The following is a 26,650-nucleotide window of genomic DNA, read 5'->3' on the forward strand; positions in this document are numbered from 1 at the left end:
GACGCGCATCAGGAGGCATGCCCGATCGCACATGCCCCATGGAGCATGTTCTTGAACACATGCCCCGGGCGACATGTCCTTCAGGACTGGCTGGCCTGAGCGCGCCGGCCGGAGCGGGGCTCCTTCTTGCGGGCCGGCGTCGCGCGGGCCTCGGCGATCAGCGCGTGCGCGTGTTCGCGGGCGCTGCTGGTCACGCGCGAGCCGCCGAGCATGCGGGCCAGCTCCTCCACGCGCTCCTCGTCGGACAGCTTGACCACGCGGGTGATCGTGCGGCCGGCCTGGGTGTGCTTCTCGACGCGGAAGTGGGCGTCGGCGAACGCGGCGATCTGCGGCAGGTGGGTGATGCAGAGCACCTGGCGCTGGCGCGACGCCGCGTGCAGGCGGCGGCCGATCGCCTCGGCCACCGCGCCGCCGACCCCGGCGTCGACCTCGTCGAACACGTAGGTCGTGACGCTGTCGCCGGTCGACAGCACGCTCTTGACCGCCAGCAGCACGCGCGACAGCTCGCCGCCCGAGGCGACCCGGTTGAGCGGCGCGACCGGCTCGCCCGGGTTGGCCGAGAACATGAACTCGACCTTGTCGAGCCCGCGCGGCCCGAGCTGCGCCGGCGGCAGCGCCTCCACCCGGGCCTCCAGCCGCGCGCGCGGGATGTGCAGCGCCGCCAGCTCGGCCTCGACCGCGCGCGCCAGCCCCTCGGCGGCCGCGGCCCGGCGGGCGTGCAGCTGCGCCGCGCGCTGCAGGCACTTGCCGAGCAGCTCCTGCTCGCGGGCGTCGAGCGCCTCGAGGTGCGAATCGGCGTGCTCGAGCTGCGACAGCTCGTCGCGCATCGCCGTCAGCCGGGCCGGCAGCGCCTCGAGGTCGCCGCCGTGCTTGCGCTTCAGCGTCTCGAGCTCGTGCAGGCGCTCCTCGACCTGCTCCAGATCACCTGGCTCGAAGGACATCTCGTTGGCGAACCGGGCCGCTGCCGCGGCTGCCTCCTCGCACGCCACCTGGGCCGCGACCAGCTGCTCCTGGATCTCCCCGAGCAGGCGCGAGCTGTCGGCGCCGCGGCGGGCCTCGTCGAGGAGGATCGCCAGGCGGCCCGCGATCGCGTCGTCCGATTCGTAGAGCACGTCGTGGGCCTGGCGGGCGAACGCGGTCCAGCGGTGGGCGTCGCGCAGCAGCACCGCCCGCTGGCGCAGCGCCGCCAGCTCGCCCGGCTCCGGACTGACGCGATCGATCTCCTCGATCTGGAAGCGCAGGAAGTCGGCCCGCGCCGCGCCCTCGGCCGCGCGCCGGCGCAGGTCGGCCGCCGCCTGGGCTGCCGCCTGCCACTCGCGGTACTGCTCGGCGTAGGCCGTGGTCTCGCCGTCGAGCCCGGCGTAGGCGTCGAGCAGATCGATGTGACGGGCGACGTGGGTCAGCGAGTGGTGCTCGTGCTGGCTGCAGATGTCGATGAGCTGCTCGCCGACCCGCTCGAGCATCCCCTGGGTGGTGAGCACCGCCTGGACCACCGAGCGCCCGCGGCCGGCCCGGCCGACCACCCGCTCGAGCACCAGCGCCTCGCGGCCCTCGCCGATCCCCAGCTCGTCGAGCGCCGGCGCCAGCCGCCGCAGCGACCCGGCGTCGAGCTCGAACTGCGCGCTGGCCCGGGCCGCGTCGGCCCCCTGGCGCACGATCTCGGCCCGCCCGCGGGCCCCTCGCAGCAGCGCCAGGGCGTCGACGATGATCGACTTGCCCGCGCCCGTCTCACCGGTGAGCACGTTCATCCCGCGCCCCAGCTCGAGGGCGACGTCGTCGAGCAGGGCGAGCCCGCGGATGTGCAGATAGCTGAGCACGACGGCGCTATAGCATGCGCACCGCCGCGCGTCAGCGCGTCAGCGCGTGCGGCCGCCGGTGCCGGCGCTCCAGCCGAGTTTGGTCGCCAGCACCCGGAACACGCTGTACTCCGGGGGGCACAGGCGCAGCGGGTCCGGCGCGGCGTCGATGACGACGCGATCGCCGAGCTCGAGCGACACGCTGGTCTGGCCGTCGATCGTCAAGAAGGCTCCGCCCTCGACCGGGCCCTCGTAGGTGATCTCGATCAGCGACGCGGCGTCGACGACCACCGGCCGGTGCGTCAGGCTGTGCGGGCAGATCGGCGAGATCGTGAAGGCAGTCGCCGACGGAGCGACGATCGGGCCCCCGGCCGCCAGGTTGTAGGCGGTCGAGCCCATCGGCGTGCACACGATCAACCCGTCGGCCTTGTAGGTCGCCATGAACTGGCCGCCGACGTCGGTCGCCAGCGACAACAGCCGCGGGAATTCGCCGTGCTTGATGTACGCGTCGTTGCAGGCCGTCTCGCGCAGGAACACCCGGCCGCCGCGCTGCAGCTCGACCTGCATGCGCAGCCGCGGCTCCCACGCCAGCTCGCCGTGGACCGCCGCCGCCAGCCCGATCTCCCCCTGCTCCGCCTGGTACGCGGTGAGGAAGCCGAGGTCGCCGAGGTTGATGCCCAGCACCGGCACGCCGGCGTCGGCCGCCCACCGGCTGGCGCGCAGCAGCGTGCCGTCGCCGCCGAGCGCCACCACCAGGTCGCAGTCCTCGGCCATGCCCTCGCAGTTCGGTACGACCTCGGCGCCCTCGCGCCGCAGCGCCTCGGCGCCGTCGCCCTCGAGCAGCGCGCACACCTTGACCGCGACGGCGTGCTCGCGCAGCCAGCGGGTGGCGTTGACGGTCGCCTCGAACGCCCGCGCTCCGTCGCGCGGATAAAGGAGGACGCGGCGGACCGCGGGGATGGGCACACGCTTCGACATCAGTCGTCGGGCGAGTAGAGGTAACCCTGGTGCTGGAACAGGCAGATCTTGCCGCCCTGCTCGCGCCGGGCCCGCTCGAGCGCCGCGTCGACCAGGTCGAGGAGGTCCTGCAGCGAGCGGGTGTCCTTGTTGGGATAGAACGACACCCCGATCGACACCGAGAAGCCGTTGACTGCGGCGGCGCGGGCCGCCGAGGGGTGAAGCAGCGGCCGCCGGGCCTCGCGCGCCACCCGCTCGGCGACCGTCAGCGCCCCGGGGAAGTGCGTGTTGGGCAGCACCAGCAAGAAGCCGCGGTCGTCGGTGCGGTGCACGAGGTCGATCTTGCGGACGTTGCCCTCGATGATCGCGTGCAGCGCCGGCGTCAGCTCGACCGCCGGCCGCGCACTCTCGGCGACCTCGTCGACCTCGACCCGCAGGCAGGCCAGCGGGTCGCTGTAGCGCTCGGCCCGCTCGAACTCCTCCTGGAGGCGGCGGCGGAACTCGTCGGGCGGCAGCACGACCCGCCGCGCCCGCGGCCCGTCGCCCTCGGCGCCGTCGCCGAGCGAGAACTGCGCCCGGGTCCGCAGCAGCACGTCGATGCGCGCGCGCAGCTCGTCGGCGTTGTAAGGCTTGCCGAGGTAGTCGTCGGCGCCGCTGCGGAGGCCCTCGACGCGGGCGTTGACCGAGTTGCGGGTGCTGACCATGAGGACCGGCAGGAACCCGCTGGCCTTGGCCTTGAGGATCCGGCACACCTCGAGGCCGCCGATCTTGGGCATGACGACGTCGAGCATGACCAGCGCCGGGCGCTCCCGGTTGAACAGCTCGAGCACCTGCTGCCCGTCGGTCGCCTCGACCACCACGAAGCCCGCGTCGGTGAGGACCGAGCGGGCCGTCGCGCGATCTCCCGGCGAATCGTCGGCGACCAGGATCTTCACGCCGGAGCTGGATGGGGCCGCCGTCACGCCGTTCAGCTTACCTTCAGGCCCGCCGGGCCGTGACCCTTCAGGCACCCGAAGGGCCGAGGGGGTTGTGTCTGGCCGCGAACCACTGCCCCCAGTATGGCCGAGTCGCCGCCGGGGGCCCAGCCCTCCCCGCGGCGGGGGTCCCGGTAGAGATCGCCCATCCGCGACCGCCGCCGGGCATGTGAGTCTGAGCCCGAACCTCGCGCGCCGTCCCGGTCAGGAGCCTTGCGAGCGACGCTCACGCCGCGTCCTGCGCTTGACAGCCCCGGGGTGCTCGCGTATCCATCCCCGTCCCATGGGTACGCACTACCCCAATCCCGCCGATATCCGCCGCGACTGGCTGCTGATCGACCTCACCGGTCTCACGGTCGGCCGCGCTGCCAGTCAGATCGCCAACATCCTTCGCGGCAAGCACAAGGCCACGTTCACCCCGCATCTCGATGTGGGTGACTTCGTGATCTGCATCAACGCCGACAAGGTCAAGCTCACCGGCGACAAGCTCGACAAGAAGTTTTACTACTTCAACTCGGGCTTCCCGGGCGGCATGAAGTCCGCCTCGGCGCGCACCCTGCTCGCCAAGAAGCCGGAAGAGCTGATCACCATCGCCGTCCGCCGCATGCTTCCCCGCTCGCCGCTGGGTCGCGCCACCGTGAGCAAGCTCAAGGTGTTCGCCGGGCCCGAGCACAACCACCAGGCGCAGCAGCCCAAGCCTTACAAGCTCCCGTTCTGAACTCCAGTCTCATTCCACGGTTCGTCTCATGGCCAAAGACACGATGAAGTACTACGCCACCGGCCGCCGCAAGAGCGCGGTCGCCCGCGTGTGGCTGTTCCCCGGCGAAGGCAAGATCCTGATCAACCGCCGCGAGGCTGACAGCTACCTCTGCCGCCCGACCAACCTCAAGCTCATCGAGCAGCCCCTGGTCGCCGCCGGTAGCCGCGAGAAGTACGACGTGTGGGCCACCGCCAACGGCGGCGGTCTGTCCGGCCAGGCCGGCGCGATCCGCCTCGGCATCGCCCGCGCTCTCCTCCAGGTCGACCCCGAGGCCCGCAGTGCCCTCAAGCACGCCGGCTACCTCACCCGCGACTCCCGCGCCGTCGAGCGCAAGAAGTACGGCCGCGCCGGCGCCCGCCGTCGCTTCCAGTTCAGCAAGCGCTGAGCCCTACCGCGGCTCATGGTCCGAGAGCGGAGCCTCACAGCTCCGCTCTCGCTGCTTTCGGCTCCCGCACTCGAGTTCTCTCCCGCCGCATGTCCCAGGCGCCTTGCGCACTCGGACATGTCCTGCGGAGCAGGTTCAAGAGATGCGGTGACTCGCCGCTGCCGCCGCCCCGGAGGGCACGCCCTGGGCACCGCGCACGGTCCCGGCCAGCCGGCACCCCCCCCGTCCGTCCTGTCCGGTCGCGCCTCGGCCCGCACGCCGACATGTCCTTCGGGCCACGTGAACTTTCGCGGCCACCTGACGAACGCCGCCGGCGTCCTGGCCAGCTCGCACACACCGACACCCGACCGGTCGCGCCTCGGCCCGCGCGCCGACATGTCCTTCGGGCCACGTGAACTTTCGCGGCCACCTGACGAACGCCGCCGGCGTCCTGGCCAGCTCGCACACACCGACACCCGACCGGTCGCGCCTCGGCCCGCGCGCCGACATGTCCTTCGGGCCACGTGAACTTTCGCGGCCACCTGGCGAACGCCGCCGACCGTCCTGGCCTGGCCGGTCGCTCGGCCAGCGCGCCCACATGTCCTTCGGGCCACGTGAATGTTCGCGGCCACTTGGCGAACACCGACGTCTCTCCTGGCCAGCTCGCACCCACCGAAGCTCGACCGGTCGCGCCTCGGCCCGCACGCCGATATGTCCTTCGGGCCATGTGAACTTTCGCGGCCACCTGGCGAACGCCGCCGACCGTCCTGGCCAGTTCGCACCCACCGACGCTCGTCCTGGCCGGCCAGCGCGCCGACATGTCCTTCGGGCCACGTGAATGTTGGCGGCAACCTGGCGAGTGTCGACAACCATCCTGTCCAGCTCACACATACCGACGCCCGTCCTGACTGTCCCGCCAGGCCGACATGTCCTTCGGGCCACACAAACGTTCACGGCCACCTGACGAACACCGACGGCCATCCTGGCCGGTCACGCCTCGGCCGCGAGCCGACATGTCCTTCGAGCCGCCCAACCGCTCGAGGCAACCTGGCGAACACCGAGATCCGTCCTCGCCGGTCCCGGCCCCTGAGCGGACATGTCCTTCGACCCCCGAACGCTCGGGAGAACGCCGACGACCCGGCTCTCGCCTCCACCAGTCGCGCCTCCGCTGCAGCCTCGTCCGGACGCTCCGCGAGCCCGCGAGCAGACCTGTCCTTCGGACCACACGCGCCCCTCCCCCTCGGACCGACTCAAGCGTTCGCTGACGAGCCGCCCCTCGCATCAGCCCGACGATCACCACCTCATGGCGCGCGGCGCGGCGAAACGACATGTCCTTCGAGACATATCATTCCACCCACTGCTCGCCCTCGGACGGAACCACTCGGCTTCGGGCGCGAGCCTCCGGCGGCCAAGTGTATCGAGCTGCGGCCCGAACCAGCCACGGCACTGCGCCCTCCGCCGGCAGCCGCGGGGGATCACCTCACCGAGCGCGCTGTGTCCTCGAGCACGCTCCAATAGGAAAGCGGCCTGACAACCGCCGAGCAGCTCACCAGACCACGCGCCAACGGCACCCTGCTGCGACAGCGGCGGTCCCGAAGAACCACCGCTCGGCGGGCCTAGTCCTCCATGTCCAGATCGCCGTCGCCTTCCTCGTGGCGGCGGCGGCCGCGGCCGCTGCGGCGCTTCGCACGGTCTTCGGCCTCGTCGCGGTCGCGTCCGCGGTCGCGGTCGCGGTCACGCCGCCCGCGGCTCTCGGACGGAGCGGGAGCGGGTGGCGGGGCCGACGCGAAGCCCCTCGCGGGCGGGCCGCCGCGATCGTAGCTCGGGCCCGAGTCGAAGTTGCGAGGCGGGCGCCCCTGTCCGGCGGGAGGGCCGGAGGGACGCGGCGAGAACCCGCGATCACCCGCGGGGGCCTCGCGTGGCGGCTGCGGGCGCGAATCGGGCGCGCCGCGGTCGTAGTTCGGGCGGCCGGGTCCGCCGAATCCGCGTGGGCCATCCGCCGAGCGCGGCGGTCCGTCAGGACGCGGCCCGCGGGGCTTGTCCTCGGCGACGCTCACGCGGATCTGCCGCATGTCGAGCGTCGCACCGTCCATCGCTTGCATCGCCGACTCGCTGTCGGCCGGGTTCTGGAACGCGACGAAGCCGAAGCCCCGCGAACGTCCGGTCTCGCGGTCCGTCACGACCTTCGCCTCGGTGACCGTACCGAAGTGGCCAAATGCTGCTCTCAACCCCTCGTCGGTCGTGTTCCAGCTGAGCCCACCGACAAATAATTTCCTAGCCATTCTCTCTTCGCTCTGTCGCGCGTGCGCGCGGCGCCTCACTTCGGATGCTGCTCGCGATCCCTGTCTCTGTCAATCCGCGCCCCGTCCTGCGGCGCAGACGGCCCTCGCTCTCCCCTCGCTCCATCCTCGCTGCCACCTTCGCTGGCGCCACAAGCGGGGTCGAAATGTCGTACAACCCCTCGGTCTTTAGGGCCTGCGGCCCCGAACTGCGTCACGCCCCCGCGCCCGGCGCCGGCGCGCCCCCTCCCCGGACGGCACCCGCTTCATGTTCTTCTCACGCCACGAAATGATCCTCGCGGCCCTGGAGACGCCGCGCCTGATCGAGCTCGCCCGCGTCCTTCAGATCCCCGAGCCCGCGCAGCGCCAGCGGGGGCAACTCATCGACCTCCTCTGCACCGCCCGTTATCACCAGTTCCGCGGCTTCCTCGAGCGACTGAGTGTCCTCGAGCTGCGAGGGATCTGCGAATTCGTCGGCCTGCACGACGCTTACGGCGATCCGGCCGACCTCATCGACCGCCTCCTCTTCACCGACGGCCGCTCGCCGGCGCCCCCGCCCGCACCTGCGGCTCCGGGGGCCCCCGCACCGCCCGCTGCGGGCGCGCCGGCGGCCCCACCCAAGAAGCGCGGAGCCAAGGGCCAGGCGCGGGGCGAGCTCGGCTTCGAGGCCACGCTGTGGCAGGCCGCCGATCGCCTGCGCAGCAACATGGACGCGGCCGAATACAAGCACGTCGTGCTCGGCCTCCTCTTCCTCAAGTTCGTCAGCGAGGCCGGCCCGCCGCTGCGCGCCGCGGGCGCCAAAGCGCCGCCGACCCGCGGCTTCAAGGTCCCGGCGGCGGCGCGCTGGGACACGCTGCTCGGCAAGGCTCGCTCGCCGCTGTTAGGTCGCGACCTCGACCAGGCGATGGCCGCGATCGAGGCCCAGAACCCGACCCTGCGCGGGATCTTGCCGCAGATCTACCAGCGCCCCGGCCTCGACGCGGCGCGCCTCGGCGAGCTGCTGCACCTGCTCGATGACATCCCCGATTTGGGGTCACAAGGCCGCAAGGCGCACGACGTCCTCGGTCGCGTCTACGAGTACTTCCTCACCTGCTTCGCCTCGGCCGAGGGTCGCAACGGCGGCCAGTTCTACACCCCGCCGAGCGTCGTCGGCCTGCTCGTCGCCCTGCTCGCGCCGACCCGCGGCACCATCTACGACCCCGCGTGCGGCTCGGGCGGCATGTTCGTGCAGAGCGAGCGCTACTTCGAGGAGCACGGCGGTCACCGCGGCGAGCTCAAGATCGTCGGCCAGGAGTCGAACCCGACCACCTGGCGGCTCGCCCGCACGAACCTCGCCATCCGCGGCATCGAGGGCGACCTCGGAGCTGAACCTTCGGACAGCTTCATGCGCGACCTCCACGCCGACCTGCGCGCGGACTACATCCTTGCCAACCCGCCGTTCAACGCGCGCGCCTGGGGAGCGACCGCGCTGGCCGACGACCCGCGGTTCTGCTTCGGCCTGCCGCCCGACGCCAACGCCAACTTCGCGTGGGTGCAGCACATCCTCTACCACCTTGCGCCGCAGGGCCTCGCCGGCCTCGTGCTCGCCAACGGCTCTTTGACCGTCGGCGGCCGCGAGGGCGAGATCCGGCGCCGGATCGTCGAGGCCGACCTCGTCGACGGCATCATCGCCCTGCCTGCCCGCCTCTTCTACAGCACCGCCATCCCCGTGTGCCTGTGGCTGCTCGCCCGCGACAAGGCCAGCGGCCGCGACCGCCGCGGCAAGGTCCTCATGATCGACGCCCGCGACATGGGCGCGATGCTCGACCGCACCCACCTGGCCCTCCGCCCCGAGGAGCTGGCCGAGATCGCCGGCATCTACCACGCCTGGCGCGGAGCACCTGTCTCCGAGAGCATGTCCCAGCGGCCATACGCCGACGTGCCCGGCCGCTGCCGCGCCGTCGACCTGCCGACCCTCGCCGAGCACGAGTTCATCCTCGCGCCGACGCGGCACGTGCGGCCGGCCGAGGCGGCCAACGCCGCGCCGGCGTTCGCCGAGCAGTTCGCCGGCCTGCGCCGTGACCTGCTCGAGCAGATCGACCGGGCCGCCGCGCTCGACCGCGAGATCGCCGACGCGCTGGCCCGGGTCGAGGTCCCGTGAGCGCGCCGGCCCACTGGGTGCGGTGCACCCTCGACACGATCAAGGCCGACAGCGAGAACGCGATCGCCGGCGGCCCGTTCGGCTCCGACCTCACCCAGGCCGATTACGTCGACGATCCCGACGGCGTGCCGGTCATCCGCGGCTGCAACCTCGGCCACGGCGAGCGGCGCTTCTACCCCGACGAGCTGGTGTTCGTGCACCCGAGCAAGGCCGACGCCCTGCGGCGCTCGCAGGCCTACCCGGGCGACGTCATCTTCACCCAGCGCGGCACCGTCTCGCAGGTCGGCCTCGTCCCCGACGACCTGCCGTGGCGGCGCTTCCTGCTGTCGCAGAGCCAGATGAAGCTGACCTGCGACCTCGCGCGGGCCGACCCCGAGTACGTCTATTACTGGTGCCGCTCGCCCGAGGTCCAGCGCTACGTCGAGAACTGGACCATCGCCGCCGGCGTCCCGCACACCAACCTCAGCACCCTGCGACAGACCCCGCTGCTGCTCCCGCCGCTCGAAGAGCAGCGGTCCATCGCCGGCGCCCTCTCGGCCCTCGACCGCCGGATCAGCCTGTGCGACGACCAGCGGGCCGTCCTCGTCCAGCTCGTCGACCTGCTCTTTCGTACATGGTTCATCGACCATGCGCCGACCGCCGACAAGGAGAACGGCCTGCGCCACCCGACCGTCGACGAGGCGCTGTACAGCCGGCTCGCCCCCGCCTTCACCGTCGAGAACGACCGCCGGTTCCCGCTCGCCTACCGCCTGCTGCCGCTGACCGAGCTGGCCGAGTTCCAGAACGGCAGCGCGTTCGGCCTGGACGACTTCAGCCCCGCCGGCGAGGGCCTGCCGATCATCAAGATCGGCGAGCTCAAGCAGGGCATCACCCGCCAGACCCGCTACTGCACCCGCCGCGACGGCGGCCGCCGGATCGACCGCGGCGACCTCCTGCTGTCCTGGTCCGGCAACCCCGACACCTCGATCGACACCTTCCTCTACTTCGGCGGCCCCGCCTGGCTCAACCAGCACATCTTCAAGGTCGCCACCAAGCGCCCGGAGGACCGCGCCTACATGTTCGGCCTCCTCCGCAGCCTCAAGCCGCAGCTGCTCGCCTTCGCCCGCGCCAAGCAGACCACCGGCCTCGGCCACGTCACCCTCAAGGACATGCGCACCGTCGTCGTCGAGTACCCGCCGGTGATGATGCGCGACGCCTTCGACGCCCTCACCGCCCCCTACTTCGCCAAGATCGGCGCCTGCGACGAGCTCCGCGCCGCCCTCATCGCCGCCCGCGACGAGCTGCTGCTCCGCCTCATGTCCGCCGACGCCCGCCTGCGCCCGTGAGCGGGGCGCAGAAGCGACATGTCCGCGAGGACATGTTGCCCTCGTCCGCGTCGACGGACCGTGGCTCGGACCGCGCGCCGGGGGTATCGTCGCCGCCGGGCCGGCGCCCTCGCGGCCCACGCTCCCTTCGCCCGCGGAGGCTCCTCGATGAAGAAGCTCGTACGGATCTGCGCCCTCTTCAACGCGAGCATGATCCTCGCGTTCCTCGTCCCCGGCGTCCTGCCGCTGCTCGGCATCGCCGCCCCGCCCTCGCCGTTCTGGCTGTGGCTGCCGTCCCTGCTGGCCCTGTTCAGCGTGCTCGTGCTGTGGCTGTCCGCCGAGGATCTGCGCCGCTACGGCACCTTCCCCTACTGGAGCGGGCTGAGCCGCCTCGCCTTCTTCGCCCTCACCTTCGCCCTCGACTTCCCCGCCACCGCCGGCCAGATCGTCGCCCTGATCGCCCTCGTCGACCTCGTCCTCGGCCTCGCCTGCGTCCTCGGCCTGCCGCGCGCCACCGGTCGCACCCCGCTGCAGCTGCTGCTCCACCGCGGCGTCGGTCGGTGAGGCCGGCCGCGAATCACATGTCCTTCGCGACATGTCCATGAGTGCATACGGCCGATAGCTCGGCCGACGCTCGAAGTCGCGTCATCGCGCGCGCGCGGCCGTCCCCTGCCCGACGGCCCGCGCCCGCGCTACAGTCGCCCGCATGCTCGCCCGTCGCGCCTGCGCCGCGCTCCTGCTCGGCGCCTGTTCGTCCGCCCCCTCGACCACCGACGCCTCGTCCAGCACCGCCGACCCGAGCACCAGCACCGCCACGACCACGACGACCGCCCCGACGACGACCGCCGAATCGACCACCGCCGAGCCGGCGGGTTGGTCGGTCGCGCTCGAGCTCGGCGTCGACAAGGGCGCGCTGTTCAGCGTGTGGGGCCCGCAGCCGGACGACGTGATCGCCGTCGGCGGCCAGGGCGTCGGCCCGAGCTCGAAGGGCCTCGCGCTGCGCTGGGACGGCGTCGCCTGGACCGAGCTCGCGCTGCCGCCGGGGACCACGCGCCTGCACTGGCTCGCCGGCGTGGGCGACGCCCTGTGGGCCGTCGGCGAGGCAGGCGCGGCGATCCGGCGCGACGGCGACGCCTGGACGACGATCGACACCGGCGTCGACGTGCCGCTGTGGGGCATCTGGGGCGCCGGCCCCGACGCGATCTGGAGCGTCGGCGGCGACGGCTTCGTCGGCGGCCCCTCGGTGCTGCGCTGGGACGGCGACGCCTGGACACCCGAGAGCCTGCCGCCGCTGCCCGAGGACTGCCACGCCCTGTTCAAGCTCGTCGGCACCGGCACCGCCGACGTCACCGCAGTGGGCGACCTCGGCGTCGTGTTGCAATACGACGGCGCCGCCTGGACGCAGCAGGACGTCGGCTCGATCGCCGACCTCATCAGCGTCAGCGGCCCCGCGAGCGCGCGCCTGGCCGTCGGCGGGCGAGCGAACGCGCGACTGGCCTGGTGGGACGGCCAGCAGTGGACCGGCGCGACGCTCGATCGGCCCGGCCTCTCGGGCGTGTGGATCGGCAACGACGGCGCAGGCTTCATCACCGGCTCGGCCGGACAGATCTTGCACATCACCGCGGGCAGCCTCGAGCCCGAGCCCGAGGCCAGCCCGACCAACCTGCTGCTCCACGCCGCCTTCGGCTTCGCGGAGGGGCCGCGCTTCGCGGTCGGGGGCAACCTCGCCGGCATGCCGCCGCACGTCGGCGTCGTCCTCCAGCACCCGGGCCCGTGAGCGCGTACCATGCGTCATGCGCTTGAACTTGCAGCCCCTCGCGCTCCTGCTCGCGATCCCCGCGTGCACCCCCGAGCAAGGCACGACCTCCGACGCGCCTTCGACCACGACCACGAGCGAGACGTCCAGCCCGAGCACCACCACCGGCGACGACACCACGACCTCCGCCGCGACCACCGATTCGCCGACCACCGATTCGCCGACCACCACCACGACCACCACCGACACCGGCAGCACCACGGGTGAGCCCGGCTACTGCTGGGGCTTCGACGCCGACGCCCCCGCGCCCTTCCTCGAGCTGTACGACTTCCAGGACAACCCGCTGGCCGAGGGCATCACCCTCCCGCTCGAGTGCGGCGGCCAGGGTTCGTGGATGTTCGGCCTCTACCCCGAGTTCGGCGGCTACCTGCCGACGAGCGACTCGGTGAGCTTCGACGTGACGGTCGACGTCGAGGGCTACAACATCAACCCTGCCGGCCACTTCTTCAGCGGCGAGGTCTGGTACTACGTCGGCTGCGACGACGTCCTCGGCGGCGTCCTCGGCGTGGTCCCGATCATCCCGCCCGACGAGCTCCCCGACCCCGCCGTCCTCGACGGCCTGTCCGCCCAGGTCCACGTCGAGCTCGACGCCGGCGGCCAGACCGTCAGCTTCGACGCGACCATGCCCCTGTCCGCGCCCATGGAAGTGACGCAGAACGGCTGTATGTTCGGGCTCGCCGACCCGCCGCACGACCTGCGCGCGCGGCTCTGATCGACCTGTCCCTTCGGACACTCGCCGCGCGCGTGGCCCCGCGGCGCGAACCATGCGATGGATCGCTCCGTGAAGATGTACATCCTGATCCGCGCCGACGTCCCGCTCGGGTTCGCCATGGTCGCGTGCGCGCACGCCTCGCTGGCCGCCTACCTGCGCTTCCGCGACGAGCCGGAGGTCGCGGAGTGGCTCGCCGGCCCGTTCCGCAAGGTCGTGTGCAAGGTCGGCGACGCCGAATTCGCGGCCGCCCGGGCGGCAGGCGACTTCGTCGTGATCACCGAGTCCGCCCTCGACGGCGCCGAGGTGGCCCTCGCCTTCAAGCCGCGGGCCGAGTGGCCGCGGGCCTTCCAGTTCTTCCCGCTGTACCGACAATAGTGAATGCCACGACCCGCGAATCGTGGCATCCGGCGTGAGCTCGGGCTCGCCGCCGGTCGACGGGGCGTCACGCCGCGTCGACCGGCGGCGCCGGGCTCACGCGCCCTCGCAGACCTTCATCGTGCCGTCGAACGCCTGGGCCGTCTGGCACACGTCGACGGTCGAGCAGCCGCAGGTGCCGTCGTAGCACTTGTCGGAGTACATCGTGCCGGCGCAGTCCGAGTCCTGACCGCAGCCGCAGACGCCGGCGTTGCAGACGGCGAAGCCGGGGAAGCCCGACGCGGTGCAGTCCGCGTCCGAGCCGCACTCGCAGCGACCGGTGCCGGTGTTGCACACCGGGTGGCCGCCCTGCGCCGGGCAGTCGGTGTTGGCCTCGCACGGGTCGAAGCAGACCTCGTTCTCGCACTTGGCCCCGGTCTTGCCGCAGACGGCGATCTGGGCCCCGCCCTCGATCGGGTCGGCCATGAGCTGTTCCTGCGTCAGGGTCTCGCACATGATGAAGTCGCTCGGGACGATCGCGCACTTGCCGACGCCGTCGCCGATGTTGACGCAGGCGTAGCCCATCATGCAGTCCGCCTGGGCCGCGCAGTCGAGCACCCAGCCGCTGATGGTCGCGTTGCACTGCGTGTCGGTCGAGCACTTGAAGGACTCGTTGACGCAGCGGCTGTTCTGGCAGGTGTAGCCCATGTCGACGCCCCCGAGGGTGCAGTCGGCATCGCCCGCGCACTCCTCCTGGCAGAACTGGCCCGAGCCGCCGTTGGTCTCGCCCTCCGTCGTCGGGCCCGCGGTCGTCGGCACGGTCTCGGTCTCGGAGGACTCGGTGGCGGCCGAGGTCTCGGTGCCGGCCGTGCCCTCCGTGCCCTCCGTGCCGGCCATCGTCGCGCCCATCGTCTGCGAGGCCTGCGTGGGCTGCGAGGACTGAGTCGTCTCCGTAGCGACGCCCGAGGTCTCCGTATCGCCACCCTTGTCGTCACCGCAGGCGAGCGGAGCGAGCAGAGCCACGAACAGAGGAATCACCGGCGTCTTCACAAGAAATGAGAGTTGCATGGCCGCGAGGGTACATCACGTGGCCGCCGCCGGCCACGGGCGACATCGCAATGAGCGATGTGTTCTTTGAGACATATAGAACATGTTCTGCTCGCTCGCCCGCGTTTGCATGATTTTTTCGAACCGCCGTGAATATCCACAGCGAGCCCGGCTCCCGGCCTCGCAGGCGCGTCTCGTAGAACGCGCAGCGAGCTCGGCCGTGCGCGCCCGCAATCACTGCACGCGTCGGTGTGGCGCAATGCGAGCTATCCGGCGAATGCACGCTGCTCGCCGGCCGCTGCGGTTACCGGGGTTTCGGCAGAATCTTCGGTTTGCCGGCTCGCGCGATCCGCCGGACAAACGGCCGAAAACACGGCTCCGTGCGCGCCCGTGCTCGGCCGTCGTGCGAACCCCGGGCGAGCCCGCGCCCTCGCCCACGCGGTCTCGTCATTCATTCGCGCCGCGCGTTCGATCACGTCCGCCGCGGACGATCGTCACATCGCCGCCACCGCGTCGTGGACTCGCTCGAGCGCCAGGCCGAAGGCGAACCACACCGGCACATAGTCGAACCGGATGAGGCCGTGGAGGTGGTAGCGCGAATAGCTGTAGTCCCACGGGCAGCGCCCGGTCAATCGACAGAGCGCCGCCCCGCCCACGTATTCGACGGCGAAGATCAGCACCGTCCAGACCGCCCCGCGCCCCAGCCACGGCCAGCTGCGGAGCGCGTCGTGCAGGGGCTCGAACAGCAGGCCGCCGACGCCGTACAGCGGGAACATCCACAGGTACGTGTGACCGAGCAGCCGCAGGCGTTGCTCGCGGCTCAGCTTCAGCTGCCCGGCGTCGTCGCCCAGGTCGCCGCGCACGCCCGTGACCAGCGCGTACAACGCGGTCCAGAGGATCTCCGCGCACCAGCCGAACGCTCCGTACACCAGAAGGTGGGTCATGAGGACCTCGCACGACGTCCAGCCTGAGATGACGCCGTCTCACGGCGCCGCAAGCGGCCTACACCGCCGGCACCGCGACGCCCGGGCCTTCGCGCGACGGCGAGCGAATACGGCGTCGAACCGCGAGCAGCCGGCCCCGGACGCCAGGCCTCGCGCGGCCGGCGGCGCGGCCCTGCGGCGACCGGCCGTGGCCCGCCGGCGAGCTGACTTGCGCGAGCGGTCGCTCGCCCGCCGGACGAGGGCGGCCCCCTCGTCCGCCGGTGCGGCCCCCGGTACTTTCTCTCGGGACATGCTCCATGGAGCATGTCCCGAGTGACAGATCTTCAGATCGCCGCCGGCAGGTCCCAGCTCTGGATCATGCCCTCCTGCACCTGCAGGTATTTGGCCGGCACATAGTAGAGCTTGCCGCTCGGGCTGACGGCCACGCGCCCCCGGTCGGGCATGGTGGCGAACACCTCGAACACCCCGGTGAAGGGCTCGACGGCCAGGACCTCGAGCGAGGACATCGAGGCGTAGACGAGGCCGGTGAACGAGTCATGGCTGAGCCCGGTGACGTGCGCCCCCAGCTCCGTGACCAGCTCCGACTCCTTGGTGAACACGTTGTAGCGGTAGAGCGCCCCGCCCTCGACCGCGACCAGCAGGTGCGCGGGGCTCACCGGCGCCGACGCCGTCACGCGGGCCGGGAAGTTGTGGACCACCGCCACGGTCGCCTGCACGAGGTCGGCGGTGTTGTACTCGCCGTTGGCGGTGCTGTTGCCGACGTAGAGCACGCGGTCCTCGCCCCACGTGAGGCCCTGCGGCCCGGCGTCGGCGACCGGCGCCATGAACGGGCCGGTGCCGCTGGTCTCCGTCGCCGGGATGACGATCGGCAGCGGATCGTCGGGGTCGTCCTCGACCAGGCGGGCCACGCCCTGGATGATGTCGCCGAGGCAGCCGCCGATGCACGTGTACGTGATCGCCACCTCGCCCAGCCCCTCGACCGCCTGCGGCGGCGCGACCGGTCCGGCGGCCACCGGCGGGACCTCGTGCAGCTGCGGGATCGTCAACCGCCGCAGCACCTTGACCTCGCCCATGTCGAGGTTCGACACACCTGGCCATTCGGTCAGCTCGCCGTCCGGCCGCAGCCGCCGCAGGTAATCGGTGCCGCTGCGCAGCGTCACCATCCACGCCGTGCAATCGTCGGCGAAGTCGATGCCCATGATCTTCTCCGCGAACGGCCCGTTGAGCAGCTCGAGGCTCGGGTCCTGGCACTCCACCGGCCGGTCGCACGCGCACGCGGACCCCCAGCACGCGCCCGCGCTCGTGCAGGCGACGTCGGCGCACGGCGCCACCGGCACGCAGCTGCCCTGGCCGTCGCACACGCTGCCCGGGCCGCACTGCTCGTCGCCGCACGCCTCGCTCGCGCCGGCCAGAGTGCACGCGTCGGCGGGCGCGTGGCAGGTGCCGGAGATGACGTCGCAGACCTGTCCCCGCGGACAGGGGTCCGGATCTTGCCCCTGGCACAGGGTGACGCACCGGTCGTCGACGCACTGCTGATTCGGCTCGCTGCACACCCCGCAGCCGACCGGCTCGCTGGTCGCCGTCGATTCGCCGGAGGTGGGCCCGGTCGTGCCGGTCGTCGCGGCGGTGGCGCTCTCGGAGCCGCCCTCGCTCGTCGTCGTCGTCGTCGGCGCCGAGGTCGCGGTGGTCGACAGCCCCTCGCTGGTCGCGCCCGTCGGCGTCATCGTCGAGCCCGCGGTCAGCGTCGCCGCGCCGGAATCGGCCCGCCCGTCGTCGCCGCAGCCCGCCACGCCCAAACAACCCACCACCACACTCCCCACGATCCATCGCTGCATTGTCCGCCGCACCCCTCCGCGCCGACGCTATCACGTCGCCGCGGGCGACTGCGCGCGCCGCCGAGCCCCACGGCCGCGGACCGCGCGAACTCCCGAGCGCCCCGGCGCCCGCAGAAGACGACGCACGGCGTCGAGGCGCGACCGATCCGATTGCGAGGGAGACCGACTGTCCATCCATAAGAGGCCGCCGCCCTGACTGCCCACAATCCATTCTCTATTGAAATTTCGCCCTGCGCGGCACGCGTGAGCGCCCTCGCGGTTCGCTCCGGTGATCGATACGCGCAGCACCGGCCACGTACTCCTCCCCAGGAGTCACTCATGCAGCCCTCTCTATTAAAACGCCTCGAGAGCCTCTTCCGCGATCTGATGGATGCCGCCGAGCTCCGTCGCTTCATCAGCAACCTGTTCGGCCGCCAGATCACCTCCCAGTTGCCGGGAGAGTGCAGCCATGAGCTCCTCGCCCATGGCACCGTGACGGTCCTCGAGCTGAACGACCTGATCGACAACGAGCTCTTCGTCGAGCTGGTGAGCGAGCGGCCGAGCATGCGACCGCACATCCAGGCCGTCGCGCAGGAGTTCGGGTTCGCGGCCGTGCCGTGTATCGGCCCCGACGGGGCGATCGTGCATTCGGTGAGGACCCCCGATTACGTGGTCCGCGACACCTATGAGAACCTCCGCAGGCAGAGCGCGGTCCTCCGCACCCTCACCCACGGCGAGGTTCATCTGTCTCGCCTGCTCGGGCACGCCCTGCGCCAGAACGACGAGGAGTTCGCGGCGCTGCCCGGCCGGGTCGTGGCCTGGATCGACGCCCATCGCCACGAGATCACGCTGACGGAGCTCAAGGTTCCGCTCGAGGCCGCCTACCTCGCGGCCTCGGCCTTCGCAGCGAACCCGCAGGGCGCCCTGCTCGGATCGCTCGCCGCGGTCATCCTGGGCGGCGACAGGATGATCCACGCGATCCAGCAGCTCGTCGGCTTCGCCAGCCTCTCCGAGCAGGAGCTCTACAAGCTGGCGCTGAAGATGGTCGAATCGGGCCGCTGAGCCGGCCCGATCGCGCGCCGACCTCCTCGGGCCGCCGCGACGGTGGCGCTGATTCGACCCTCTGCCGCGGCGGGCCGCGCCGGGGCCGCCGATCGATCGCGGTCCGATTTTCGGTCACGACCGTCTCGCGGCGGCGGTCTAATCCGGCGCCACCATGACGCGCAAACCGCCCGACATCGACGCCGACACCGTCACCCTCGCCGCAGCCGGGGACGCTGCGGCCGTGGAGGCGATCGTCCGCGGCCTCCAGGGCCCGATCCACGCCATCGCCCGGCGCATGCTGCTCGACCGCGAGGACGCCGAGGACGCGACCCAGGAGTCGCTCGTGCGCATCGTCACCCGGCTCGCGCAGTTCCGCGGCGAGTCGAAGTTCACCACCTGGGCCTTCCGGATCGCCGTGCGGCGGATCCTCGATTTTCGCGAGCAGCGGGCCGCCGCCGCGCGCTACAGCTTCCCCGCCTTCGCCGAGCACCTCGCCGACGGCCGCGACGACGGCGCAGTCGAGCGCGTGCAGGACGCCGTCCTTCATCAGCAGATCAAGCTCGCCTGCAGCCGCGCCATGTTGCATTGCCTCGACGGCGATCACCGGATCGCCTTCGTCCTCGGCGAATTGCTCGAGCTGCCCGCGGCCGACGCCGGCGAGATCCTCGGCGTCGAGCCTGCCACCTATCGCAAGCGCCTCAGCCGCGCGCGCGCGGCCCTCACCGAGTTCCTCACCCGCACCTGCGGCGTCGTCGATGCCCGGGCGCCGTGCGCCTGTCACCGCCGGCTCGAGCGCGCCGCCGCGTTGGGGCGCGTCGATCCCGGCGTCACCCACATCGACGGCGAGACCCTCGTCCAGCTGCGCAGCCACATCGCCTCGGTGTCCGAGGCCCGGCGCGTCACTGATTTCTACCGCCGCGAGCCCGAGGTCCGCAGCCGCCGCGATTTCGTCGCCGACCTGCGGCGGATCCTCGGGACCCTCCATCGACCCAATCCGGAGACTCCATGAACGCTCACGACATTTCCCCCGACTTTCCCTACTCCAAGCATTTCGTCGACGTCCTCGGCGCGCGCATGGCCTACGTCGACGAGGGCCAGGGCGACCCCATCCTCTTCCTCCACGGCAACCCCACCTCCTCCTATTTGTGGCGCAACGTCCTGCCGCACGTGCGCGGCCTCGGCCGCTGCATCGCCGTCGACCTGATCGGCATGGGCGACTCCGACAAGCCCGACATCGCCTACCGGTTCGACGATCACGCTCGTTACCTCGCGGCCTTCATCGCCGCCCTCGGCCTCGAGCGAATCACCCTCGTCGTCCACGACTGGGGCTCCGCGCTCGGCTTCGACTGGGCCATGGCGCACCCCGAGGCCGTGCGCGGGCTCGCCTTCATGGAGGCGATCGTCACGCCCATGCCGAGCTGGGACGACTTCCCCGAGGCCGGCCGGGCCATGTTCCAGGCCTTCCGCACCCCCGGGGTCGGCGAGCGGCTCGTCCTCGACGACAACGTGTTCGTCGAGCAGGCCCTGCCCGCCTCCGTCCTCCGCGGCCTCACGCCCGAGGAGCTCCGGCACTATCGGGCCCCCTTCCCCGACCGGGCCGCGCGCCGGCCCGTGCTCGCCTGGCCGCGCCAGCTGCCGATCGCCGGCGAGCCGGCCGACGTCGTCGCCCGCGTCGAACGCTACCGCGACGCCCTGTGCCGCTCCGACCTGCCGAAATTGCTCTTCACCGTCGAGCCCGGCGTGCTCGTCCCGCCGGCCGTGGCCCGGTGGTGTCGAGAGCATCTGCCGCGGCTCGAGGTGATCGAGCTCGGCCGCGGCCTGCACTTCGTGCAAGAAGATCATCCCCACGCGATCGGACGCGGCCTCGCCGCGTGGCTGGCGCGATTGCCCGCCTGATCGCGCGAGCAGGCGATCGGGACCCGCTCGCGTCTGCTCGTATGCCACGACATGGTCCTTGGGTCATGTGCCCCTTCGCTCAGGACCGGCCCGCCGCGACCGCGCGCCCCACGTCTCCCTTCCGTCACGACTCGCGTGCGCCCGCCCCGACGGATGTGCGATGCTCGCTCGCGCAAGCTCCGTGTCGACCTCGCGAACCACCGCATATCGCCGCGCGCTTCCCCTGCTCCTCGCGCTCGCGGCCCTCGTCACCGCGCCCGCCGCCGCGGCCGCCCTGCCGACAATCGTGTGGGAGGCCCCGGCGGGCTGCCCCGACGCCGGGAACGTGGAGAATCAGCTGCGGCTGCTCGTCGGGACGCGGCCCGTCCCGCCGACGGATCTCCTGCGCGAGGTGCATGCCCGCGTCGAGCCGCGTGGCGACGCATGGCTGCTCGCGTCGGCCCGGTCCGTCGCTTCGGCCCGCTCGAATTGCACGGCGGGCTCGCGCTCGAGTTCGGATCGATCACCGCCACCGGCGTCGGCAGCGACGTGATCCATCGCCGGACCACCTGGTGGGGCGCGACGCTCCTCGGCGGCGGCCTCGCCTTCACGCCGCGCGCACTTCAGGGCCACGGGGCGCTGGTCTTGCAGGTCGACGGCGTGGTCCCGCTGCATCGACCTGTCCTCTTGATCGACGCCGACGTCGAGGTGCACCGCTTCGGCGCGATCGGCCTCCGCGCCGCCCTCGCCCTCGAGATGCGGTTCCGTTAGACGTCCGACATCACGAAGCCCCGCGGCGCAGATCCGCGCGCTCATTTTTATTAATGCCGCGAGCGTGCGCCGGGAAACTGCCGGCATGCAGCCATTTCGGAGCTCCTCCGATACACGCTCCATAGTTCGGGCGAATTCCTGCGCCCGCACGCCACCCAATCACCCGCGAATCATCACGATGGCCAACATGCGCAAGCAAACTCGTAACTTCTTCGCTCTCTCCTTCCTCTGCACCGCCGCGTCGGCTGTGGCGCTGACCGCCTGCGACGCGCCGAACGCGGACTCGTTCGACCCGCCGGCTGACGACGGCAACGGTCTCGCCATCGCACAGGACGAGAACGCTGACGAGGAGAAGGGCCTCGTCGAGGACGGCGAAACGTTCTTCAACGGCGATATCCTGGCGGAGGTCGTGCTCGACGACGGCACGGAGCTTACCTTCGTCGGGGTGACGAAGGATGAACAGCACGGAGTCGGCCTGTTACGTCGCTATGCCGACGGATCGAGCGACCTCCTGGCGCAGCCGGAGATGCGCAAGGCCAGCGTGCTCGACATCTTCTGGGCGGTCAGCGAACCCGGTACGCCGATCCCCGAGCAGTTCGACCTCGCGGTGCCCGGCGCCGCCCCAAAGGGCGAGCAGGGCTGGTTGCTTTCGCGGATGGCGGAGACGCCACTCTACCAGACGCGCGGGACCGGGACGTGCTTGACGAACGCCAACTGGCAAGCCCACGTCCGGTCGTTTGGCTACGCCACCGAGTGGTGGCTGTTCGACGAGGAACCCAGCACTTCCTCCTACTTCGTCGATTACCCGAACGACTGGGGCGGCGATTGGTATATGAACGAAGTTCCGCACCACTACCGCTATTCGGTCAGCGGTAGCACCAACGGTTACGTGGTGGACAACGTCGACGAATATTTCACCTCGGTGCAGATCTGCGCGCTCGGCAGCCACCCCAACTGGCTCAACGGTACCGGCGGTATTCGCAAGACGCACCCTGGCCCCGAAGTGAAATTCTGGTACAGGACCATCGGCAGTACCACCTGGAATCTGCTGTCCAGTACCGACGTCGCCGTCGCAGACGTGCCGGATCAGTTCGAGTGGAACTTCTTCTCCGCAACCGATTGGGATTGGAGGACCGACATTCGCCTGGCCGAGGAGGACGACCTGTTCGACATCGCCCACACGTGGACGAAAAACTAGCCCTGAAGTAACCGCACACGAGCCCGCGGCCCGTGGGGGCAGCGCGCACCGACTTCATCGCCGCTTGCGCCGGCGGACCGGCGGATACGGGACACGTTCCGGATTTCCGCTTGTTCTCGCTCAGCGGCGAAGTCGTCCCGGGGTGCAGTTGTGGCTCCGGGAGCGCTGCGACGTGGCGCGCCTCGGGAGTCATGCTGAAGGCGATCTTCATCGTGGGCCGGAGATGTTCCCCACCTCGCGCAGCGTCCCTGGACGTCATGGTAGGCCCGCAGCGCCGGCGGCAGGTCGGCGGAGTCTTCGTAGTGGGGAAAGGGGTTGCTGCGCAGCGTCTCGCGCAGGTTCACCAGGTGTTCGGCGGCCTCCCGGTTCGCCGCCGTCGCCGCGCGAGTTCGGGATGGTGCTCGCCGAGGGCGTACAGGCAGCGCTCCAGCCCAGTCAATGGGAAGTGGATCAAGTCATAGTGCCGATAACGCAACCATCGTATCATGAGAGCATAATTATCGGGAACATGTGCTATCATCCCAAGAAGATTGAGAATAATCGTTTCAACAATAAAAGAAGGGAACCGAAGGTCGAGGTGCCAAGGCCGCGGCAAGTGTAAATGCTGCAGCGGGTCCAAGAAGGAACAGGATCGCTGCCAGACGCTGGACGAGTCGGCGAACCGTACCGTCTCGCAAGCGGCGTCGCAGGGACCACAACGAGGGGTCTTGATGAAGCCCCCAGGCGGTGAACATCCTGTGCAGCCGGATGGGTTGCATGAACAGCAACCACGTCAGGAGCAACACCGATGGGACCTCCGGTGCCGGCACGAGCACGGGGTGCGGGTCATGGCCGGGTGGAGACATAGTCCTTCCACGCCGCGCCGTTGAGAGCGTACCCGTCGATGGTCTCGACCAACAACCCCCGGCGGCAGAGGTCGACGGCGACGTCGCGCTGGCGTGCCCCCAGTTGCTTGCGGGCGACGCCGTGCACCGCTCGGCGCAGAAGCTCCTGCCCCTTCGCGTCGCGTTTCCACCACTGGGCGAATACGTCGTGCGTCCAGTCGGCCAGCCCCTGCAGCGTCGGGTCGACATCCTCCCATTCCGCCTGGCAGAGGCGGTACATGAGCCGCGGGAGGGACATGTGCCTCTTCGCTCAGGACCGGTCCCCCGCGACTGCGCGCGCCGCGTCTCCTTCCGTCACAACTCGCGTGCGCCCGCCCCGACGGATGTGCGATGCTCGCTCGCGCAAGCTCCGTGTCGACCTCGCGACCCCCCGCATATCGCCGCGCGCTTCCCCTGCTCCCCGCGCTCGCGGCCCTCTTCACCGCCCCCGCCGCGGCGGCCGCCCTGCCGACGATCGTGTGGGAGGCCCCGGCGGGCTGCCCCGACGCCGGTCACGTGGAGAAGCAGCTGCGGCTGCTCGTCGGGTCGCGGCCCGCCCCGCCAACGGAGCTCCTGCGCGAGGTGCATGCCCGCGTCGAGCCGCGGGGGGACGCGTGGCTGCTCGTGCTCGAATTCGTGGGGCGCGTCGACGCCAGCGAGCGCCGGTTGACCCTGTCCGACTGTCAGGCGACCGCGACCGCGACCGCCCTGCTCACCGCCATCGCCCTCGGCGACGCGCCCCAGGTCGACGCCGCCGCCCCTGTCACCGCCTCGGTCCCGCAGCCGCCTGCGAACGACACACCGACAGCTCCGGCGGCGGCCCAGCCCGCTCCCGTCCCCGCCGCGGACCTCCCGTCCGCTGCTCCGCCGGGCCCCGCCCTCGCCGGCGAGCCTCCTCTCGCGCCGCGCTCGCCGATCGAACCTGTCCCGAGAGTCAGGCGAGTCGCTCGTCCGCGAGGCTTCGTGTCCGTGGGCCCGGCGCTCGCGCTGGGGATCGTCCGGCGCGCGACGCCGGGCCTCGTCGTGGCTGCCGGCGCCGCATGGCCGCACCTCCGCCTGTCTCTCGGCTACGCGCGATGGTTCCCCGGCACCACGCAATCGTCGAGCCGACCCGAGTACGGCGCCGAGACCTCGCTGCACGTCGCGACCCTGCGCGTCGGCCCGGTCCGTCGCTTCGGCCCGCTCGAATTGCACGGCGGGCTCGCGCTCGAGTTCGGGTCGATCACCGCCACCGGCGTCGGCAGCGACGTGATCCACCGACGGACCACCTGGTGGGGCGCGACCCTCCTCGGCGGCGGCCTCGCCTTCACGCCGCGCGCGCTTCAGGGCCACGGAGCGCTGCTCCTGCAGGTCGACGGCGTGGTCCCGCTGCATCGACCTGTCCTCTTGATCGACGCCGACGTCGAGGTGCACCGCTTCGGCGCGATCGGCCTCCGCGCCGCCCTGGCCCTCGAGATGCGGTTCCGTTAGACGTCCGACCCCACCAAGCCCGGGGCGCAGATCCGCGCGGTCATTTTTATTGATGCCGCGAGCGTGCGCCGGGAAACTGCCGGCATGCGGCCATTTCCGATCGCCTCCGATACACGCTCCATCGTTCGGGCGAATCGACGATCCGCGCCCCGTCGCACGTCCCTCGCACTGTCGGCGCCGCTGCTCCTGCTCGCCGGCTGCGTCGACGGTCTGCTGATCGGCGAAGAGCTCACGAATGGATGGACCGGCTCGTTCACCGTCACGAGCGCGACCTCGAGTCCCAACTCGTCATCGTCCCCCGACGCCACCGATTCCGACGCGACCGGAGCGGCCACCGCCGACGGCCTGACCGGTGACCTCGGCAGCTCCACGAGTCCGGGCGAAAGCACCACCGGCGCCAGCGACAGCACGAGTACCGGCCCTGGCGACAGCAGCACTGGCGCCGTCGAGCTCGACTGTGTCGATGGCGTGGCCTGGGCCAAGCGGCTCGTCGCCAGCTCGCTCGAAAACGGAGGCATCACCGACATGGTGGCCGACGTCGCCGGCAACCTCATCGCCGTCGGTTACTTCGACGGCGTGGCGGATCTGGGCGACGGGCCGGTCACGGCCGGAGAATTCGACGACGGGTTCCTCATCAAGCTCGACCCGCTCGGCGAGATCCTCTGGAGTCGGGTCTACCCCGGCAGCGGCTCGCAGAACCTTCGCAGCGTCGACCTCGACGGCGACGGAAACATCCTCGTCGCCGGCAGCTTCGAGGGGACCATCGACCTCGGCGGCGGTCCGCTCGCGACCTTCGGCTTCATCGACGGCTTCGTCGCCAAGCTGACCGCCGAGGGCGACCACCTGTGGAGCCGGAGCTTCGGCGGTCCGGGGAGCGACCGCGCCATGAGCATCGCCAGCGACAGCACCGGCAACCTCGCGCTGCTCGCCGAGGCCACGGCCCCCGTCGACTTCGGTGACGGCCTGCTGGGAGGCAAGAATAGCGCCCACGTCGTCGAGTACAGCCCGTCCGGAGCGCTCCTGTGGCACCACTTCTACAACAGCACCAAGTCCGGCCTCTACGCGCGCCATCTCGCCGTCGGTCCCGACGACCACGTCGTCGTCGTCGGCGAGTTCGACAGCACGGTCGACTTCGGCGGCGGCCCGGAGCTCGGCGCCAACAAGGCGTATGTCCTCAAGCTCGACCCTGCCGGCGAATTCGTGTGGATGCGCCAGAACCTCGGCGAGGCGCAGGGGAGCAAGCCGTTCGTCGTCGGCGTCGACATCGACGCCGCGAACAACATCCACCTCGGCGGCTCCTACCAGGGACAGTTCGGCTTCGCCGACCCGCCTCTGACCACGACCGGCCAGCTCGACGCGTGGTTCGCCACGCTGCTCCCCGACGGCACGGAATCGTCGATTCACGGCCACGGCGGCGATCCCGGCTTTCACCAGGAGCCCTGGACCTTCGCGGCCAACAGCGCCGGCCAGAGCGCCATCGGCGGCCAGTTCGAGGGCTCGTTCTCCCTCGGCGGACCGACCCTGGACCCGGCCGACGGTCAGGCCTTCGCCGCCCGGTTCGCCGCCGACGGCAGCCACAGCTTCAGCGCCGCCTACGGCCCCGGCCCGAAGCTCGTCAACGTCGTCGAGATCGGCGAGGACGGCAGCGTCTGGCTCACCGGCCAGTTCGACGAGCCGTTCGAGGTCCGCGGCGAGCTGCTCGTGCCCGATCCCGCCGACCATTCCGACACTTACCTGATCCGGTGGTGCCCTTGAGGTGAGAAGGCGCCCCAATACTACGAGCACTTCGGGCCTATACACCTCGCATCTCGCGCAGAGTGTCCACCGCGTGCTCACCGCCCTGCGCTCGGGGATCGCAGGAGCGTCGCCGGCGCACCGCCCCGGAAGACCTGTCTCTTCAGACAGAGTGACCGCCGCGACCCGACCCGGCGCCGGTACCGAAGAAAATTTTCCCCCGCGAGCAATTGATCGGCGAGCGGGCGTCACCATGGGATCGAGGCCGCCGCGCGCGGCCGAGCTCCCCGCATCCCAAAACAGTGCCGGCCAGAGGTCCGCGGCGGACGGCCTCATGTCCCTCGGGTCCTATCCTATTCCTCGTCGATGCCCGACGCCGCGGACCTCTGGCCGGCACCCCCCTGATTTTATAAAACCCAAGACCCGGCCGCGAG

General features: G+C 71.1%; 23 protein-coding genes. 15 read left to right on the forward strand and 8 right to left on the reverse strand.

Annotated features, from left to right (window positions below; translation table 11 throughout):
• Nucleotides 1-80: 80 nt before the first annotated feature.
• From recN to O0S08_RS36245, 3 genes are read right to left on the reverse strand one after another with little or no spacing between them, the layout of a single operon-like run.
• Complete coding sequence (recN, locus tag O0S08_RS36235) at nucleotides 81-1,817, reverse strand: DNA repair protein RecN (RefSeq protein ID WP_269034025.1); 1,737 nt, start codon at nucleotides 1,815-1,817, stop codon at nucleotides 81-83.
• Between the two features lie 39 nt (nucleotides 1,818-1,856).
• Nucleotides 1,857-2,762, reverse strand: coding sequence for an NAD(+)/NADH kinase (locus O0S08_RS36240; RefSeq protein WP_269034026.1), 906 nt, complete (start codon nucleotides 2,760-2,762; stop codon nucleotides 1,857-1,859).
• Between the two features lie 11 nt (nucleotides 2,763-2,773).
• Nucleotides 2,774-3,715, reverse strand: coding sequence for a GGDEF domain-containing response regulator (locus O0S08_RS36245; RefSeq protein ID WP_269034027.1), 942 nt, complete (start codon nucleotides 3,713-3,715; stop codon nucleotides 2,774-2,776).
• A gap of 295 nt (nucleotides 3,716-4,010) precedes the next feature.
• Between O0S08_RS36245 and rplM the strand changes: the two genes are divergently transcribed.
• Together rplM and rpsI are read left to right on the forward strand one after the other, a co-directional pair.
• Entirely contained in the window at nucleotides 4,011-4,445 is a 435-nt protein-coding gene (gene rplM, locus O0S08_RS36250) for a 50S ribosomal protein L13 (RefSeq protein WP_269034028.1), read from the forward strand.
• A 28-nt stretch (nucleotides 4,446-4,473) separates the two neighbouring features.
• A complete protein-coding gene (gene rpsI / locus O0S08_RS36255; protein ID WP_269034029.1) occupies nucleotides 4,474-4,872 on the forward strand; it encodes a 30S ribosomal protein S9 in 399 nt (132 codons plus the stop codon).
• Nucleotides 4,873-6,467: 1,595 nt separating this feature from the next.
• Here rpsI and O0S08_RS36260 read toward each other — a convergent pair.
• The gene (locus tag O0S08_RS36260; RefSeq protein ID WP_269034030.1) at nucleotides 6,468-7,172 is read right to left on the reverse strand and encodes an RNA-binding protein; all 705 of its coding nucleotides are present in this window, start codon (nucleotides 7,170-7,172) and stop codon (nucleotides 6,468-6,470) included.
• A 226-nt stretch (nucleotides 7,173-7,398) separates the two neighbouring features.
• Between O0S08_RS36260 and O0S08_RS36265 the strand changes: the two genes are divergently transcribed.
• From O0S08_RS36265 to O0S08_RS36290, 6 genes are all read left to right on the forward strand, one after another.
• Entirely contained in the window at nucleotides 7,399-9,270 is a 1,872-nt protein-coding gene (locus O0S08_RS36265; RefSeq protein ID WP_269034031.1) for a type I restriction-modification system subunit M, read from the forward strand.
• Nucleotides 9,267-10,595, forward strand: a complete 1,329-nt coding sequence (locus O0S08_RS36270) for a restriction endonuclease subunit S (protein WP_269034032.1) — start codon at nucleotides 9,267-9,269, stop codon at nucleotides 10,593-10,595. The genes O0S08_RS36265 and O0S08_RS36270 overlap by 4 nt, the downstream gene beginning before the upstream one ends.
• A gap of 147 nt (nucleotides 10,596-10,742) precedes the next feature.
• A complete protein-coding gene (locus O0S08_RS36275) occupies nucleotides 10,743-11,138 on the forward strand; it encodes a hypothetical protein (protein ID WP_269034033.1) in 396 nt (131 codons plus the stop codon).
• 142 nt (nucleotides 11,139-11,280) lie between these two features.
• A complete protein-coding gene (locus O0S08_RS36280) occupies nucleotides 11,281-12,351 on the forward strand; it encodes a hypothetical protein (protein ID WP_269034034.1) in 1,071 nt (356 codons plus the stop codon).
• A gap of 16 nt (nucleotides 12,352-12,367) precedes the next feature.
• Nucleotides 12,368-13,102 carry a hypothetical protein gene (locus tag O0S08_RS36285; RefSeq protein ID WP_269034035.1) on the forward strand — a complete coding sequence of 245 codons (735 nt, stop codon included), beginning with the start codon at nucleotides 12,368-12,370 and terminating at the stop codon, nucleotides 13,100-13,102.
• A 75-nt stretch (nucleotides 13,103-13,177) separates the two neighbouring features.
• Nucleotides 13,178-13,477 carry a peptidyl-tRNA hydrolase gene (locus O0S08_RS36290; RefSeq protein WP_269041895.1) on the forward strand — a complete coding sequence of 100 codons (300 nt, stop codon included), beginning with the start codon at nucleotides 13,178-13,180 and terminating at the stop codon, nucleotides 13,475-13,477.
• Between the two features lie 96 nt (nucleotides 13,478-13,573).
• Here O0S08_RS36290 and O0S08_RS36295 read toward each other — a convergent pair whose 3' ends face one another.
• The 3 genes from O0S08_RS36295 to O0S08_RS36305 all read right to left on the reverse strand — a co-directional run bounded on the left by O0S08_RS36295 (nucleotide 13,574) and on the right by O0S08_RS36305 (nucleotide 17,282).
• Nucleotides 13,574-14,524, reverse strand: coding sequence for a hypothetical protein (locus O0S08_RS36295; protein WP_269034036.1), 951 nt, complete (start codon nucleotides 14,522-14,524; stop codon nucleotides 13,574-13,576).
• 473 nt (nucleotides 14,525-14,997) lie between these two features.
• Nucleotides 14,998-15,447, reverse strand: coding sequence for a putative ABC transporter permease (locus O0S08_RS36300; protein WP_269034037.1), 450 nt, complete (start codon nucleotides 15,445-15,447; stop codon nucleotides 14,998-15,000).
• A 323-nt stretch (nucleotides 15,448-15,770) separates the two neighbouring features.
• Complete coding sequence (locus O0S08_RS36305; RefSeq protein WP_269034038.1) at nucleotides 15,771-17,282, reverse strand: hypothetical protein; 1,512 nt, start codon at nucleotides 17,280-17,282, stop codon at nucleotides 15,771-15,773.
• 318 nt (nucleotides 17,283-17,600) lie between these two features.
• On the opposite strand from O0S08_RS36305, the gene O0S08_RS36310 reads away from it, so the two are divergent.
• From O0S08_RS36310 to O0S08_RS36330, 5 genes are all read left to right on the forward strand, one after another.
• Nucleotides 17,601-18,323 (forward strand): hypothetical protein, encoded by a 723-nt coding sequence (locus O0S08_RS36310; RefSeq protein ID WP_269034039.1) that lies wholly within the window; start codon nucleotides 17,601-17,603, stop codon nucleotides 18,321-18,323.
• 154 nt (nucleotides 18,324-18,477) lie between these two features.
• A complete protein-coding gene (locus tag O0S08_RS36315) occupies nucleotides 18,478-19,314 on the forward strand; it encodes an RNA polymerase sigma factor (protein WP_269034040.1) in 837 nt (278 codons plus the stop codon).
• On the forward strand, nucleotides 19,311-20,201 hold the full coding sequence (locus O0S08_RS36320) for a haloalkane dehalogenase (RefSeq protein WP_269034041.1): 891 nt from the start codon (nucleotides 19,311-19,313) through the stop codon (nucleotides 20,199-20,201). The genes O0S08_RS36315 and O0S08_RS36320 overlap by 4 nt, the downstream gene beginning before the upstream one ends.
• A 423-nt stretch (nucleotides 20,202-20,624) precedes the next feature.
• The gene (locus tag O0S08_RS36325) at nucleotides 20,625-20,951 is read left to right on the forward strand and encodes a hypothetical protein (RefSeq protein ID WP_269034042.1); all 327 of its coding nucleotides are present in this window, start codon (nucleotides 20,625-20,627) and stop codon (nucleotides 20,949-20,951) included.
• A 187-nt stretch (nucleotides 20,952-21,138) separates the two neighbouring features.
• Nucleotides 21,139-22,149 carry a hypothetical protein gene (locus O0S08_RS36330; protein WP_269034043.1) on the forward strand — a complete coding sequence of 337 codons (1,011 nt, stop codon included), beginning with the start codon at nucleotides 21,139-21,141 and terminating at the stop codon, nucleotides 22,147-22,149.
• 825 nt (nucleotides 22,150-22,974) lie between these two features.
• Here the strand turns inward: O0S08_RS36330 and O0S08_RS36335 are convergent.
• Nucleotides 22,975-23,271 carry a hypothetical protein gene (locus tag O0S08_RS36335; protein WP_269034044.1) on the reverse strand — a complete coding sequence of 99 codons (297 nt, stop codon included), beginning with the start codon at nucleotides 23,269-23,271 and terminating at the stop codon, nucleotides 22,975-22,977.
• A 113-nt stretch (nucleotides 23,272-23,384) separates the two neighbouring features.
• On the opposite strand from O0S08_RS36335, the gene O0S08_RS36340 reads away from it, so the two are divergent.
• Both O0S08_RS36340 and O0S08_RS36345 read left to right on the forward strand, forming a co-directional pair.
• Nucleotides 23,385-24,482, forward strand: a complete 1,098-nt coding sequence (locus O0S08_RS36340; protein ID WP_269034045.1) for a hypothetical protein — start codon at nucleotides 23,385-23,387, stop codon at nucleotides 24,480-24,482.
• An 84-nt stretch (nucleotides 24,483-24,566) separates the two neighbouring features.
• On the forward strand, nucleotides 24,567-26,237 hold the full coding sequence (locus tag O0S08_RS36345) for a hypothetical protein (protein ID WP_269034046.1): 1,671 nt from the start codon (nucleotides 24,567-24,569) through the stop codon (nucleotides 26,235-26,237).
• Nucleotides 26,238-26,650 lie beyond the last annotated feature (413 nt).

This window comes from Nannocystis punicea (genome assembly GCF_026965555.1).
GTDB lineage: Bacteria > Myxococcota_A > Polyangia > Nannocystales > Nannocystaceae > Nannocystis > Nannocystis punicea.

Bases quoted from the DNA above. Each gene is read 5' to 3' on its own strand.
- rplM (WP_269034028.1), top strand. From the start codon at position 4,011: ATGGGTACGCACTACCCCAATCCCGCCGATATCCGCCGCGACTGGCTG.
- rpsI (WP_269034029.1), top strand. From the start codon at position 4,474: ATGGCCAAAGACACGATGAAGTACTACGCCACCGGCCGCCGCAAGAGC.
- O0S08_RS36265 (WP_269034031.1), top strand. From the start codon at position 7,399: ATGTTCTTCTCACGCCACGAAATGATCCTCGCGGCCCTGGAGACGCCG.
- O0S08_RS36275 (WP_269034033.1), top strand. From the start codon at position 10,743: ATGAAGAAGCTCGTACGGATCTGCGCCCTCTTCAACGCGAGCATGATC.
- O0S08_RS36280 (WP_269034034.1), top strand. From the start codon at position 11,281: ATGCTCGCCCGTCGCGCCTGCGCCGCGCTCCTGCTCGGCGCCTGTTCG.
- O0S08_RS36285 (WP_269034035.1), top strand. From the start codon at position 12,368: ATGCGCTTGAACTTGCAGCCCCTCGCGCTCCTGCTCGCGATCCCCGCG.
- O0S08_RS36290 (WP_269041895.1), top strand. From the start codon at position 13,178: ATGTACATCCTGATCCGCGCCGACGTCCCGCTCGGGTTCGCCATGGTC.
- O0S08_RS36295 (WP_269034036.1), bottom strand. From the start codon at position 14,524: ATGCAACTCTCATTTCTTGTGAAGACGCCGGTGATTCCTCTGTTCGTG.
- O0S08_RS36300 (WP_269034037.1), bottom strand. From the start codon at position 15,447: ATGACCCACCTTCTGGTGTACGGAGCGTTCGGCTGGTGCGCGGAGATC.
- O0S08_RS36305 (WP_269034038.1), bottom strand. From the start codon at position 17,282: ATGCAGCGATGGATCGTGGGGAGTGTGGTGGTGGGTTGTTTGGGCGTG.
- O0S08_RS36310 (WP_269034039.1), top strand. From the start codon at position 17,601: ATGCAGCCCTCTCTATTAAAACGCCTCGAGAGCCTCTTCCGCGATCTG.
- O0S08_RS36315 (WP_269034040.1), top strand. From the start codon at position 18,478: ATGACGCGCAAACCGCCCGACATCGACGCCGACACCGTCACCCTCGCC.
- O0S08_RS36320 (WP_269034041.1), top strand. From the start codon at position 19,311: ATGAACGCTCACGACATTTCCCCCGACTTTCCCTACTCCAAGCATTTC.
- O0S08_RS36325 (WP_269034042.1), top strand. From the start codon at position 20,625: ATGGCTGCTCGCGTCGGCCCGGTCCGTCGCTTCGGCCCGCTCGAATTG.
- O0S08_RS36330 (WP_269034043.1), top strand. From the start codon at position 21,139: ATGCGCAAGCAAACTCGTAACTTCTTCGCTCTCTCCTTCCTCTGCACC.
- O0S08_RS36335 (WP_269034044.1), bottom strand. From the start codon at position 23,271: ATGTCCCTCCCGCGGCTCATGTACCGCCTCTGCCAGGCGGAATGGGAG.
- O0S08_RS36345 (WP_269034046.1), top strand. From the start codon at position 24,567: ATGCGGCCATTTCCGATCGCCTCCGATACACGCTCCATCGTTCGGGCG.